The organism is Cellulomonas massiliensis JC225, assembly GCF_000312005.1.
Classification (GTDB): domain Bacteria; phylum Actinomycetota; class Actinomycetes; order Actinomycetales; family Cellulomonadaceae; genus Cellulomonas; species Cellulomonas massiliensis.
In genome coordinates, this window is sequence record NZ_HE978588.1 from 1,604,005 (window position 1) to 1,617,174 (window position 13,170).

The 13,170-nt window shown below is 75.2% G+C and carries 11 protein-coding genes and 1 tRNA gene; 11 read left to right on the forward strand and 1 reads right to left on the reverse strand.

The annotated features are described in order from the left end of the window. The first annotated feature begins 180 nt into the window (after window positions 1-180). The 9 genes from HGCM_RS07645 to HGCM_RS07685 all read left to right on the forward strand — a co-directional run bounded on the left by HGCM_RS07645 (window position 181) and on the right by HGCM_RS07685 (window position 10,469). Entirely contained in the window at window positions 181-1,746 is a 1,566-nt protein-coding gene (locus HGCM_RS07645; RefSeq protein ID WP_019136263.1) for a Re/Si-specific NAD(P)(+) transhydrogenase subunit alpha, read from the forward strand. Beyond that, on the forward strand, window positions 1,746-3,194 hold the full coding sequence (gene pntB / locus HGCM_RS07650; RefSeq protein ID WP_019136264.1) for a Re/Si-specific NAD(P)(+) transhydrogenase subunit beta: 1,449 nt from the start codon (window positions 1,746-1,748) through the stop codon (window positions 3,192-3,194). The genes HGCM_RS07645 and pntB overlap by 1 nt, the downstream gene beginning before the upstream one ends. A gap of 120 nt (window positions 3,195-3,314) precedes the next feature. Next, entirely contained in the window at window positions 3,315-4,595 is a 1,281-nt protein-coding gene (gene eno, locus HGCM_RS07655; protein ID WP_019136265.1) for a phosphopyruvate hydratase, read from the forward strand. 355 nt (window positions 4,596-4,950) lie between these two features. Then, window positions 4,951-5,448 (forward strand): FtsB family cell division protein, encoded by a 498-nt coding sequence (locus HGCM_RS07660; protein WP_019136266.1) that lies wholly within the window; start codon window positions 4,951-4,953, stop codon window positions 5,446-5,448. Between the two features lie 132 nt (window positions 5,449-5,580). Continuing rightward, window positions 5,581-6,084 carry a DUF501 domain-containing protein gene (locus HGCM_RS07665; RefSeq protein WP_019136267.1) on the forward strand — a complete coding sequence of 168 codons (504 nt, stop codon included), beginning with the start codon at window positions 5,581-5,583 and terminating at the stop codon, window positions 6,082-6,084. Between the two features lie 67 nt (window positions 6,085-6,151). Then, window positions 6,152-7,123, forward strand: a complete 972-nt coding sequence (locus tag HGCM_RS17480) for a Ppx/GppA phosphatase family protein (RefSeq protein ID WP_019136268.1) — start codon at window positions 6,152-6,154, stop codon at window positions 7,121-7,123. A gap of 103 nt (window positions 7,124-7,226) precedes the next feature. After that, complete coding sequence (locus HGCM_RS07675; RefSeq protein ID WP_019136269.1) at window positions 7,227-8,732, forward strand: GH1 family beta-glucosidase; 1,506 nt, start codon at window positions 7,227-7,229, stop codon at window positions 8,730-8,732. A gap of 123 nt (window positions 8,733-8,855) precedes the next feature. Next, on the forward strand, window positions 8,856-10,307 hold the full coding sequence (locus tag HGCM_RS07680) for an NAD(P)/FAD-dependent oxidoreductase (RefSeq protein WP_019136270.1): 1,452 nt from the start codon (window positions 8,856-8,858) through the stop codon (window positions 10,305-10,307). A gap of 88 nt (window positions 10,308-10,395) precedes the next feature. Further along, window positions 10,396-10,469 (forward strand) — tRNA-Leu (locus HGCM_RS07685). Between the two features lie 33 nt (window positions 10,470-10,502). Here HGCM_RS07685 and HGCM_RS07690 read toward each other — a convergent pair. Then, window positions 10,503-11,072: a helix-turn-helix domain-containing protein gene (locus HGCM_RS07690; RefSeq protein ID WP_019136271.1), complete on the reverse strand. Its 570-nt coding sequence runs from the start codon at window positions 11,070-11,072 to the stop codon at window positions 10,503-10,505. Between the two features lie 71 nt (window positions 11,073-11,143). Here HGCM_RS07690 and HGCM_RS07695 point away from each other — a divergent pair, with 71 nt between their 5' ends. Both HGCM_RS07695 and HGCM_RS07700 read left to right on the forward strand, forming a co-directional pair. Next, a complete protein-coding gene (locus HGCM_RS07695; protein WP_019136272.1) occupies window positions 11,144-12,841 on the forward strand; it encodes an SAM-dependent methyltransferase in 1,698 nt (565 codons plus the stop codon). Window positions 12,842-12,964: 123 nt separating this feature from the next. Then, the gene (locus HGCM_RS07700; RefSeq protein WP_019136273.1) at window positions 12,965-13,162 is read left to right on the forward strand and encodes a hypothetical protein; all 198 of its coding nucleotides are present in this window, start codon (window positions 12,965-12,967) and stop codon (window positions 13,160-13,162) included. The last annotated feature ends 8 nt before the right edge of the window (window positions 13,163-13,170 follow it).

Sequence of the window (13,170 nt, forward strand, 5' to 3'; positions counted from 1 at the left end):
TGCGTCGCCGCCGGGTGGCTGCTCGTCGCGCGGCGCCGGCCGCTGCGCGAGCGTGCGGCGGAGCGGGCACGAGAGGAATCGCGTTCCTTCTGACGAACGGCCCACGTGGGCCCCTCCGCCCGTCGCTACAGTCGCCGGACGAGCCCGGGCGGTCCGGGCGGCGAGCACCCGGAGGGCCCGTTGACGACGATCGGCATCCCACGCGAGGCGGACCCGGGCCAGCGTCTCGTGGCCGCGACCCCGCGGACGGTCACCCGGCTCGTCGCCCTCGGGTACGACGTCGTCGTCGAGAGCGGCGCGGGCGAGCGGGCGACGTTCGCCGACGAGGCGTACGCCGCCGCGGGCGCGACGGTCGCGGACGCGGACGCGGTGTGGGCCGCGGACGTCGTCGCGGCGGTCGACGCACCGGCCGACGCGCGGCTCGACGCGCTGCGTCCGGGCGCGACGCTCGTGGCGATGCTCGCGCCGGCCGCGTCCCCCGAGCGGCTCGAACGGCTCGCGGCCCGCGGCGTCACCGCGCTGGCCCTCGACGCCGTCCCGCGCATCTCCCGCGCGCAGAGCCTCGACGTGCTCAGCACGCTGTCCAACGTCGCGGGGTACCGGGCGGTCGTCGAGGCGGCGTCCGAGTACGGCGCGATGTTCGCCGGGCAGGTGACCGCGGCGGGCAAGACCCCGCCCGCGACCGTGTTCGTCATCGGCGCCGGCGTCGCAGGGCTGGCCGCGATCGGGGCGGCGGACAGCCTCGGCGCGCAGGTGCGGGCGTTCGACGTGCGCCCGGAGGTCGGCGAGCAGATCGAGTCGATGGGTGCGGCGTTCGTCGCGGCACCGCAGGCCCAGCAGCAGGTGAGCGCCGACGGCTACGCCAGCGCGCTGAGCGAGGAGCAGGAGCGGCTCACCGCCGAGGTCTACGCGCAGGAGACGGCGCGCGCCGACGTGGTCATCACGACCGCGCTCGTGCGGGGCGTCGCGCCGCGGACGATCACGGCGGAGATGGTCGCCGCGATGCGGCCGGGCTCCGTCGTCGTCGACCTCGCGGCCTCCGGCGGGGGCAACTGCGAGCTGACCGTGCCGGGGGAGCGCGTCGTCACGCCGAACGGCGTCGTCGTGCTGGGCTGGACCGACCTGCCCGGCCGGCTGCCGCAGCACACGTCGCAGCTGTTCGGCACGAACGTCGTGCACCTGCTCCAGCTGCTGACCCCCGACGAGGACGGCACGCTCGTCCTCGACCTCGACGACCCGGTGCAGCGCGGCATGACGGTCGCGCACGGCGGCGACGTCCTGTGGCCGCCCCCGCCCGTCGCCGTCTCGGCCGTTCCCGCCGCCGCGCCGGCTCCGGCCGGGCCGACTCCGGAGGAGCTCGCGCGCCAGGCCGCCGACGCGGCGGCGGCCCGGGAGCGACGCGCGCGCCGCCGCACCGTCGGCTTCGCGCTCGCCGCGGTGCTCGTCCTGCTGGCGGTCTCGTTCTCCCCGCCCGAGCTGCTCGGGCACCTCACGGTGTTCGTGCTGGCGGTGTTCGTCGGCTACTACGTGATCTCGAACGTGAGCCACGCCCTGCACACGCCGCTGATGGCCCAGACGAACGCGATCAGCGGGATCATCCTGGTCGGCGCGCTGCTGCAGGTCGGCGACTCCAGCCCGGTCGTGACCGTGCTCGCCTGCGTCGCGGCGCTCGTCGCGAGCATCAACATCTTCGGGGGCTTCCTCGTCGCGAACCGCATGATCCGCATGTTCCGGAAGGACGCCTGATGACCGCCTCGTCCTTCGCGCAGGGGGTCTACCTCGTCGCCGCGGTGCTGTTCGTGCTGTCGCTCGCGGGGCTGTCGAAGCAGGAGAGCGCCCGGCGCGGGAACGTGCTGGGCATGATCGGCATGGGCCTCGCGCTCGCGGCGACGTTCGTGCTCGCGGTCGACCGTAGCGAGCGCGCGCCGGTCGTCACCGCGCTGCTCATCGTCCTGGTGCTCGCCACCGGCGCCGTCGTCGGCACGGTGCGCGCGCGGCGCGTCGAGATGACGCAGATGCCCGAGCTCATCGCGATCCTGCACAGCTTCGTCGGCGCGGCCGCGGTGCTCGTCGGCATCAACTCGTTCCTCACCGGCCAGCAGGACGCGGCGCTGCTGGAGGGGCTGGGCGGGGGCGGCCAGGACGCCGTCCACCTCGTCGAGGTCTACCTCGGCGTGCTCATCGGCGCCGTGACCTTCACCGGCTCCGTTGTCGCGTTCCTCAAGCTGTCGGCCCGGATCCGGTCGGCGCCGCTCCAGCTCCCCGGCCGCAACCTGCTGAACCTGGCCGCGCTCCTCGTCTGCGCGGGGCTCATGGTGTGGTTCCTCGCGGCGCCGTCGCTGGCGCCTCTCCTGCTCATGACCCTGGTGGCGCTCGCGCTCGGGTGGCACCTCGTCGCCTCGATCGGCGGCGGCGACATGCCGGTCGTCGTGTCGATGCTCAACTCCTACTCCGGCTGGGCCGCGGCGGCCGCCGGCTTCATGCTGGGCAACGACCTGCTCGTCGTCACCGGTGCGCTGGTCGGCTCGTCCGGCGCGATCCTGTCCTACCTCATGTGCCGCGCGATGAACCGCTCGTTCGTCAGCGTCATCCTCGGCGGCTTCGGGGCCGAGGAGGGGACCGTGGTGGCGGGCGGCGACGCCGACCTGGGCGAGCACCGGGAGGTGCGGGCCCCCGAGGTGGCGGAGCTGCTGCGCGCGGCGCGGTCCGTCGTCATCACGCCCGGCTACGGCATGGCCGTCGCGAAGGCGCAGTACCCGGTCGCGGAGCTCGTCGCGAAGCTGCGCGCGGGCGGCACCCAGGTCCGCTTCGGGGTGCACCCCGTCGCCGGGCGGCTGCCCGGCCACATGAACGTGCTCCTCGCCGAGGCGAAGGTGCCGTACGACATCGTCCTGGAGATGGACGAGATCAACGACGAGCTCGCCGGGACCGACGTCGTGCTCGTCATCGGCGCGAACGACACCGTGAACCCGGCGGCCGCGGAGGACCCCGCCAGCCCCATCGCCGGCATGCCGGTGCTGCGGGTGTGGGAGGCCGGGCAGGTCGTCGTGTTCAAGCGCTCGATGGCCACCGGGTACGCGGGCGTCCAGAACCCGCTGTTCTTCCGCGACAACACGGCGATGCTCTTCGGCGACGCCAAGGAGCAGGTGGAGCGCATCGTCGCCGAGCTCGTGGAGGCCGGGGTCCGGGCCTGACCGGCCGGCGGATCGTCCCACCCGGGCTCCCGCTGTCCGGCAGTCGGAGGTCCCAGCGCCGCCGCCGGTGCACGGCACTAGGGTGAGGTCGTAAACCCACCGCTCGTCGAAGGAGCACCCATGGCCAGCATCGAGGCCGTCGGCGCCCGCGAGATCCTGGACTCGCGAGGCAACCCCACTGTCGAGGTCGAGGTCGCTCTCGACGACGGCACGATCGCCCGCGCGGCCGTCCCCTCGGGCGCGTCCACCGGCGCGTTCGAGGCCGTCGAGCGCCGTGACGGCGACAAGGGCCGCTACCTGGGCAAGGGCGTCGAGGGTGCCGTGAACGCGGTCATCGACGACATCGCCCCGGAGCTCATCGGGTTCGAGGCCACCGAGCAGCGCCTGGTCGACGCCGCGCTGATCGCGCTCGACGGCACGCCCAACAAGGGCAAGCTCGGCGCCAACGCGATCCTCGGCGTCTCGCTCGCCGTGGCCAAGGCCGCGGCCGACTCGGCCGACCTGCCGCTGTTCCGCTACATCGGCGGCCCGAACGCGCACGTCCTGCCCGTGCCGATGATGAACATCCTCAACGGCGGCTCGCACGCCGACTCGAACGTCGACATCCAGGAGTTCATGGTCGCGCCCATCGGCGCGACGACGTTCCGCGAGGCGCTGCGCACCGGCGCCGAGGTGTACCACTCGCTGAAGTCCGTGCTGAAGAGCAAGGGCCTCGCCACGGGCCTCGGCGACGAGGGCGGCTTCGCGCCGAACCTCGGCTCGAACCGTGAGGCGCTCGACCTCATCCTCGTCGCGGTCGAGAAGGCCGGCTTCACCGCCGGCACCGACATCGCGCTCGCGCTCGACGTCGCGTCGACCGAGTTCTTCAAGGACGGCGCCTACCAGTTCGAGGGCGCCGCGAAGACGCCGGCCGAGATGATCGCGTACTACGAGCAGCTCGTGCGCGACTACCCGCTGGTCTCCATCGAGGACCCGCTGTCCGAGGACGAGTGGGACTCGTGGGCGCAGCTGGTCTCCGAGGTCGGCGGCCGCGTCCAGATCGTCGGCGACGACCTGTTCGTCACCAACCCGGAGCGCCTCGCCAAGGGCATCGAGCTCAAGGCCGCGAACTCGCTGCTGGTCAAGCTCAACCAGATCGGCACGCTCACCGAGACGCTCGACGCGGTGACGCTCGCGCAGCGCAACGGCTTCACCACCATGACGTCGCACCGCTCGGGCGAGACCGAGGACACGACGATCGCCGACCTGTCCGTCGCGACGAACGCCGGCCAGATCAAGACCGGTGCGCCCGCCCGCGGCGAGCGCATCAACAAGTACAACCAGCTGCTGCGCATCGAGGAGGAGCTGGACGACGCCGGTCGCTACGCCGGTCGCTCGGCCTTCCCGCGCTTCCAGGGCTGAGGCCTCACCGGGCCTGTACGAGGGCCGGTCACCCCGGAGGGGGTGGCCGGCCCTCGGCGCGTCCCGGCCCAGGTCCCGGTGGCGGCGGCGTCCGGGGGACGACACGTCGAGGAACCCCGGGGTCCGGGCAACGGGCCGCCCGGCGGGCAGAATCGGGTCCGTGACTGCCCCGCGCCGCCCGGCAGCCCCGCGTGCGTCGGGGCGTCGTCCGGCCGCGCCCCGCACCGCGGCGCCCGGCACCCGGCCGGGGGCGTCGGCGGGGGGTGCGCGTGCCCCGCGGGCGGGCGACCGGCCGTCCTCCAGCCGGCCCCCGAGCAAGCCCACCCGCACCGTCCCGGCGCCGCGTGCGGAGCGGGTGCAGACCCGCACCCCGCACCTGTTCACCGTCCGTGCGCTCGTCTTCTCGCTCGTCCTCCTGGCCGCGTTCGTCCTGGTGTACCCGACGCTGAGCTCGTACCTGCGCCAGCAGGCGGAGGTACGGTCGCTGCGCGCGCAGGTCGCAGCCGCGCAGGCCCGCACCGAGGACCTCGAGGCGGAGAAGAAGCGCTGGGACGACCCGGCGTACGTGAGCGCGCAGGCGCGCGAGCGCCTCGGCTACGTGCCGAAGGGCCTCAAGCCGCTGCGCGTGGTCGACCCGGAGCACGTGCCCGAGACCGCCCCCGTCGCGGACGACGGTCCCAGCTCGCTGCTGGACTCCTCGGCGACCCAGCCCTGGTACGCGACGCTGTGGGACTCGGTCGAGGAGGCCGGGACGCAGGCGTCGGACGAGGGCGGCGCCGAGACGCCGGCGGCCGGGGGCACGCAGGACGACGCCTCGAACGACGCCTCGGAGGACGGCTCGGCCGACGGCTGACCCGTGCGCCTCGTCCGGCGGGCGACAATGGACCACGCACGCCGCCGCGCGTCGACCGGCAGGTGCGTCCCGACGCACCACGCCGGCCCGCGCGGCCGACCCGCCGCCCCCCGAGCACAGGACGGACCCCTCATGACCGAGCCGCGCCCCGACGCCCCCACCGAGCAGGACGTGGCGGTGCTCGCCGAGCAGCTCGGGCGCCCGCCGCGCGGGGTCGTGGGCATCGCGGCCCGGTGCGTCTGCGGGCGCCCCACCGTCGTCCGCACCGCGCCGCGCCTCGACGACGGCACGCCGTTTCCGACGACGTACTACCTCACCTGCCCGCCCGCGGTCGCGGCCGTGAGCACCCTCGAGGCGTCGGGCGCGATGAAGGAGATGTCGGCGCGGCTCGAGGAGGACGAGGAGCTCGCTGCGCAGTACCGGCGCGCCCACGAGGCCTACCTCGCGGACCGCGAGGCGCTCGGGCACGTCGAGGAGATCGCGGGCATCTCGGCGGGCGGCATGCCGACCCGCGTCAAGTGCCTGCACGTCCTGGTCGGCCACGCGCTCGCCGCCGGTCCCGGCGTGAACCCGCTGGGCGACGAGGCGCTGGAGCGCATCGCCGGGACGTGGCGGCCCGACCGGTGCACGTGCTGAGGCGGCGCGTGGCCGTGGGCATGCCGTCCGGCGTGCAGGGTCCCCGGCGGGTGCGAGGATGACCGCCGTGACACGCGTGGCTGCCATCGACTGCGGGACCAACTCGATCCGACTCCTCGTCGCGGAGGTCGACCGCGAGGCCGGCACGCTCGTCGACCTCGACCGCCGGATGGAGGTCGTCCGCCTCGGGCAGGGCGTCGACCGCACGGGCCGGATCGCCCCCGAGGCACTGGAGCGGACGCTGGACGCCGCCCGCCGGTACGACGCCGTCTGCCGGGAGCTCGGCGTGGAGGCCGTGCGGTTCGTCGCGACGTCCGCCTCCCGCGACGCGGAGAACCGGGACGACTTCGTCGGCGGCGTCCGCGCCGCGCTGGGCGTCGAGCCCGAGGTCGTCGACGGCGTCGAGGAGGCCGCCCTGTCCTTCCGCGGCGCGACGGGCGTGCTCGCCGCGACCCACCCGGGTCCGTTCCTCGTCGTCGACCTCGGCGGCGGCTCGACGGAGCTCGTGCTCGGCACCGCGACGCCCGACGCGGCCTTCTCGATGGACGTGGGCTGCGTGCGGCTGACCGAGCGGCGGCTGCGGACCGACCCGCCCACGGCCGACGAGGTCGCGGCCGCGCACGCGGACGTGGCCGCCGCGCTCGACGAGGCCTCCGCCACCGTGCCGCTCGGGCGCACCGTCACGCTGGTCGGGCTGGCCGGCAGCGTCACGACCGTGACCGCGCACGCCCTCGGCCTGGACCGGTACGACCCGTCGCGCATCGACGGCTCGGTGCTCACGGTCGACCAGACGCTGGCGGGGTGCGACGACCTGCTGGGCCGCACGCGCGAGGAGCGCGCCGCGCTCGGGTTCATGCACCCCGGCCGGGTCGACGTGATCGGTGCCGGGGCGCTCGTCTGGCACGACGTGGTCGCACGCGTCCGGGACGCGGTGGCGGCCGACGGCCGCGAGCTCACGCACGTCGTGACGTCCGAGCACGACATCCTCGACGGCATCGCGTTCAGCGCGGCCGAGCGGGCGGCGAGCTCCGCGCGCTGACCGCCCCGGCCGGGCGAGCCGCCTGGACCCGCCGCTCGCCCCGATGGGAGGATGGCGCGTGGGAGCGATCCCACCCCACGCCACCCGCTCGACGAGGAGCCCCGTGCCGCGCCCCGACCCCGCCGTGAGCCGCGCGCTCACGCGCCTCACCGACCTCTCCCTCGACCGGCGCACGCTGCTGCGCGGTGCCGGCGTGGCCGCCGCGCTCGGCGTCGTGGCGGCGTGCTCGCCGCGTGGGTCGCGGCCCGGGCCGACGCGGACGGCGAGCCCGTCGTCCCTCCGGTTCCCCGACGGGTTCCGGTGGGGGGCCGCGACGTCGGCCTTCCAGGTCGAGGGGTCGACGACCGCCGACGGGCGCGGGCCGTCCATCTGGGACACCTTCGCGGCGGAGCCGGGGCGCATCGACGACGGCTCGACGGGGGACCCGGCGGCCGACCACTACCGCCGCTGGGAGGAGGACCTCGACCTCGTCGCGTCGCTCGGGCTCGGGTCGTACCGGTTCTCGGTCGCGTGGCCGCGGGTGGTGCCGACGGGCTCCGGGGCGGTGAACCAGGCCGGGCTCGACTTCTACCGCCGGCTCGTCGACGGGCTGCGCCGGCGCGGGGTGCGGCCGGCGGTCACGCTGTACCACTGGGACCTGCCGCAGCCGCTGCAGGACGCGGGCGGCTGGGCGGCGCGGGACACCGCCGAGCGGTTCGGGGAGTACGCGGCGGTGGTGTTCGACGCGCTCGCCGGCGAGGACGTCACGTGGCTCACGGTCAACGAGCCGAAGACCACCGCGTTCGTGGGGTACGCGGGGACCGAGCACGCCCCGGGGCTCGGCGACGTCGACGCGGGCCTGGCGGCGGTGCACCACCAGCTGCTGGCGCACGGGCGCGCGGTGCAGGCGCTGCGCGCCGCCGGGCCGGTGGCGGCCACCGGCGGGATCGGGATCGCGCTCAACCTGCAGCCGGTCTACCCGGGCATCGGGGCCGAGGAGACGGCCCGCCGCGCGGACGGCGCCGAGAACCGCCTCTACCTGGACCCGGTGCTGCTCGGGCGCTACCCCGACGACGCGGTCGGCGACCTGCCGGGGCAGGTCCACGGCGACGCGGACCGGTTCGCGGCCCTCGTCCGGGAGGGCGACCTGGAGGCGATCTCCGCTCCCGCCGACGTGCTCGCCGTCCAGTACTACGGCGCGGCGATGGTCGACCGGTACGGCGCCTGGCAGAGCGCGTTCCCCACCTCGGCGGCGGGGTGGCAGCAGGTGCACCCCGAGGGTCTGTACGACCTGCTGACGCGGCTGCGGGACGACTACCCGGACCTGCCGCCGCTGCTCATCACCGAGAACGGCGTCCCGGACGACCCTGCCGACACCGACCCCGTGCACGACGCGGCCCGGGTCGCGTTCCTGCGGGCACACCTGGAGCAGGCCGGGCGCGCGGTCGCGGACGGCGTGGACCTGCGCGGCTACTACGCGTGGTCGCTGCTCGACAACTTCGAGTGGGCGCGCGGCATGTCGCAGCGCTGGGGTCTGGTCCGGGTGGAGCCCGGGACGCTCGACCGCACGCCGAAGGACAGCGCCCGCTGGTACCAGCGGGTCGTCGCGGCGAACGGGCTCGTCGACTGACGCGACCCGCGGATGGCGCGCGATCATCGGGACCTTGGGCCCGTGGCGGGCGGCCGCCGGCTGTGCTCAGCGTCACCGTCCGCTCCGTAGGTGCGCCGAACGGTGCGGCGATACCGTTGACGTATGCCTCAGTCTGCGACCGCTACCGCTGAGAAGTCCGCGGCGACGCCGAAGCCCAAGCCTCGCAAGGTCCCGCGCATCGTCATCCTCGGCGGTGGCACGGTCGGCCTGTACACCGCCCGCCGCCTGAAGAAGCGGCTCGGCAACCGTGAGGCCGCGATCGTCGTCGTCGACCCGCGCCCGTACATGACGTACGCGCCGTTCCTGCCCGAGGCGGCGGCCGGGTCGATCGACCCCCGCAACGTCGTCGCCCCGCACCGCCGCGCCCTCAAGGGCATCGACGTGCTGCAGGGCAAGGTCAGCGAGATCCACCACGCCGAGCGCCGCGTCCAGATCACGCCCGAGGAGGGCGAGCCGTACTGGATCACGTACGACCACCTCGTCGTCGGCCTGGGCTCCGTCGCGCGCACGCTGCCCATCCCGGGTCTGGCGGAGGAGGCGATCGGCTTCAAGAACGTGGAGGAGGCCATCGCGGTCCGCAACCACGTGCTGAACCGCATCGAGATCGCGTCCTCGACGTGGGACCCGGAGCTGCGCCGCCGCATGCTGACGTTCGTCTTCGTCGGCGGCGGGTTCGCCGGCATCGAGGCGCTCGCCGAGCTCGAGGACATCGCCCGCTACAACGTGAGCCACTACCGCCAGATCGAGCAGGACGAGCTCCGCTTCGTGCTCGTCGAGGGCAGCCCGCGGATCCTCCCCGAGGTCTCCGAGGAGCTCGGCGGCTACACGCTCGAGCAGCTGCGCAAGCGCAACATCGAGATCCACCTCTCGACGTTCCTCAACTCCTGCGTCGACGGCCACGTCGTCCTGTCGAACCGCGTCGAGTTCGACGCCGAGACGATCGTGTGGACCGCGGGCGTGAAGGCCAACCCGGTGCTGCAGCAGTCCGACCTGCCGCTCGACCAGATGGGCCGGCTGATCTGCAACGCGTACCTGCAGGTCACGGAGGCCGACGGCACGGTCGTGCCCGACGCGTACGGCGCCGGCGACTGCGCCGCGGTGCCGGACCTCTACAACCCCGGCAAGTTCTGCCCGCCGAACGCCCAGCACGCGCTGCGCGAGGGCAACCACCTCGGCGACAACCTCGCGCGCGTCCTGCGCTCGGCGGAGCTCACCGAGTACAAGCACAAGAACATCGGTGCCGTCGCGTCGCTCGGCATGTACAAGGGCGTCGCGCAGATGTTCGGCCGGATCAAGGTGCGCGGCTTCCTCGCGTGGGTGCTGCACCGCACGTACCACGTGTTCGCGATGCCCACGGTGAACCGCAAGCTGCGGATCATGGCCGGCTGGACGGGCTCCGTGCTGCTCCGGCGTGAGGTCGTCCCGCTGGGCACGCTGCACGACCCGCGCGCCGAGTTCCGCGCCGCCGCGGTGCCCGCCAAGCCGCGCGTCGTCCAGCCCCCGGCGGACGACCCGGCGATCACGAAGAAGCCCGCCCGCAAGACCGCCGGCTGACGCCGCCTCTCGAGAGCCCCCGACCGACCGGTCGGGGGCTCTCGTGCGTCCCGGCACGGCGTGCGCGGCGTCGGGCAGGATGGGGCCGGCCCCCGTAGCCCAATCGGCAGAGGCAGCCGGCTTAAACCCGGCCCAGTCCGGGTTCGAGTCCCGGCGGGGGCACCGACGCCGGCGGCACCGGCCGCGCGGCGCGGCTCAGCGCGCCGCGCCCGCCTCGGTCCCGTCGCCGTACGTGTGGATGCGGGCGCCGGACGCGTCGAAGATGCTGAGCACCGTCGCGGGCCGGCCGCCCGCGGCGGACAGGGCGTGCGGCGTCCGGGTGTCGAACTGGGCGGCCTCCCCGCGGACCAGGACGAGGTCCTGGTCCCCGAGCCGCAGCCGCAGGCGCCCGCTGAGCACGTACAGCCACTCGAAGCCGTCGTGCACGCGCAGCGACGGCAGCTCGCGCACGGCGGGGAACGTGACCCGGAACGTCTCGACGGGCGACCCGGCGGGCGTGAGCGGGACGACCTCCATGCCATGACGGCGCAGGGCCGAGCGGCGCACGCGGGGATCCGGCGTGGGCGCCGCGACGAGGTCGTCGAGGCTGACGCCCAGCAGCCGCGTGAGCGGGACGAGCAGTTCGAGCGACGCCTGGCGCTTGCCGGACTCGAGGCGCGACAGCGTGCTCGCCGAGACCGCGGCGCGCCCGGCGAGCTCGTCCAGCGTCCAGCCGCGCGCGAGCCGCGCCGCACGCAGGCGCGGGCCGACCTGGTCGAGAGCCACCGTCCGATCGTACCTTGCCGATTCCGCAAGGATGTTTGCGTATCGAGCGGATCGCCCCGCACGCTGGGGGCATGGAGCAGACGCAGGTGGACCAGGACGTGGTGGTGGTCGGCGGGGGAGCCGCCGGGCTGAGCGCCGCCCTCATGCTCGGGCGGTCGCGCCGCCGCACGCTCGTGCTGGACGCGGGGCTGCCGCGCAACCGGTTCGCGGGCCACATGCACGGCGTGCTCGGACGGGACGGCACCGACCCCGCCGCCCTGCTCGCCGACGGCCGCGCGGAGCTCGCCGGTTACGGCGTGACGGTCCGCGAGGCGCAGGTCGCGACCGTCGAGGAGGTGCCGGGCGGTCTCGTCGTCGTCACCGCGGACGGCGCCCGGACCACCGCCCGCGCCCTCGTCGTGGCCACGGGCCTGGCCGACGAGCTGCCGGACGTCCCGGGCCTGGCCGCGCACTGGGGGACGGGCGTCCTGCACTGCCCGTACTGCCACGGCTGGGAGGTGCGCGACCGCCGGCTCGCGGTGCTCGCGACCTCGCCCGAGCACGCCGCGCACGTCACGCCGCTCGTCCGGCAGCTCAGCCGTGACGTCGTCCTGCTCACCGGTCTGGCCGGCCCACTCGACCCCGCCGTCACGGACCGCCTGCGCGCCGCCGGCGTCCGCGTCGTCGAGGCGCCCGTCGTCGGGGTGAGCGCCGAGGCGGGCCGGCTCGTCGCGGTCCGGACCGACGACGGCGACGTGCCGGTCGACGCGGTCTTCACCGCCGGCAGGCCCCGCCCGCACGACGGGTTCCTCGACGCGCTGAGCCTCGCCCGCACCGGGACCGGACCGGCCGCCGGCATGGTGGCGGTCGACCCGCTCGGACGCACGAGCCACCCGCGGGTCTGGGCGGCCGGCAACGTCGTCGACCCCGCCGCGACCGTGCCGCTGGCCGTCGCCCGCGGGTCGTTCGCCGGGGCGGCGGTGAACGCCGCACTCGCCCAGGAGGACGTCGAGGCCGCGGCCTCCCGCGCCGACGAGCGCGCGCCCGGCGGTGCGCACGTCTTTGCGCACGGACACGGGCACCGAGACGAGCACGGACACGAGCACGACCACGCGCACGGCCGCGCGCCCGTCGACGACGACGAGGCGCTCGCCCTGCCGCCGCGCGACTACTGGGAGCGCCGGTACGGCGCGCGGGACGCGGTCTGGTCGGGACGCCCGAACGCGCCCCTGGTCGACGCGGTGACGGCGCTCGGGCTGGTCCCCGCGCCGGCGGGCGCGACGGCGCTGGACCTCGGGTGCGGCGAGGGCGGCGACGTGGTGTGGCTCGCGCAGCAGGGCTGGCGGGCGACCGGCGTCGACATCTCCGAGCACGCCGTGGCCCGCGGTGCGGCGGCGGCGGCCGAGCGCGGGGTCGGCGAGGCGGTGCGGTTCGTCGCGCGCGACCTGTCGACGTGGGACGACGCGCGCGAGTACGACCTCGTCTCGTCGTGCTTCCTCCAGTCGCCGGTCGCCCTGGACCGGGCGGCCATCCTGCGGGCCGCCGCGGGCCGGGTGGCGGTCGGCGGCCACCTGCTCGTGGTCGCGCACGCGGCGCCGCCGTCGTGGGCGCGGGGCGCGCCGTGGGCCGACCAGGTACTGCCGACGGTCGAGAGCGAGCTCGCGGCACTGGCCCTGGACGAGCGGTGGGAGCTGCTCGTCGCCGAGGTGCGCGACCGGGATGCCACCGGTCCGGACGGTCGCCCCGGGCACCTGCGGGACGTGGTCGTGCTCGCCCATCGGACGCGCTGACCCGCCGGAGCGGGTGAATCTGTGCAGGTCAGCGGCGTGTCGTTGCGCCGAACGGGTCATCCCTGGGTGCTGGACCCCATCCGGGGGATGTCGTGGGATGACTCATCGGGGACGCTGGTCCGCGTGGAGAACGGGGTGACGGTCACCGACGAGGACATCCGCGCGGCCAAGCGCGCCTGGCGCCGAGCGGTCGACGGGCACGCCGCCTCCGAGCGCGTCGCCATGCTGTACGACAGCTACCGCCGCCTGGTCTCCACGCAGGCGCAGCAGATCGCGGACGACTTCCGCCGGCGTCACGGCAGCGAGCCGGGCGTCGCCTGACGGGCGGC

Excerpts from the sequence above, each read along its gene's own strand:
- pntB (WP_019136264.1), top strand. The coding sequence starts at position 1,746 with ATGACCGCCTCGTCCTTCGCGCAGGGGGTCTACCTCGTCGCCGCGGTG.
- eno (WP_019136265.1), top strand. The coding sequence starts at position 3,315 with ATGGCCAGCATCGAGGCCGTCGGCGCCCGCGAGATCCTGGACTCGCGA.
- HGCM_RS07665 (WP_019136267.1), top strand. The coding sequence starts at position 5,581 with ATGACCGAGCCGCGCCCCGACGCCCCCACCGAGCAGGACGTGGCGGTG.
- HGCM_RS07680 (WP_019136270.1), top strand. The coding sequence starts at position 8,856 with ATGCCTCAGTCTGCGACCGCTACCGCTGAGAAGTCCGCGGCGACGCCG.
- HGCM_RS07695 (WP_019136272.1), top strand. The coding sequence starts at position 11,144 with ATGGAGCAGACGCAGGTGGACCAGGACGTGGTGGTGGTCGGCGGGGGA.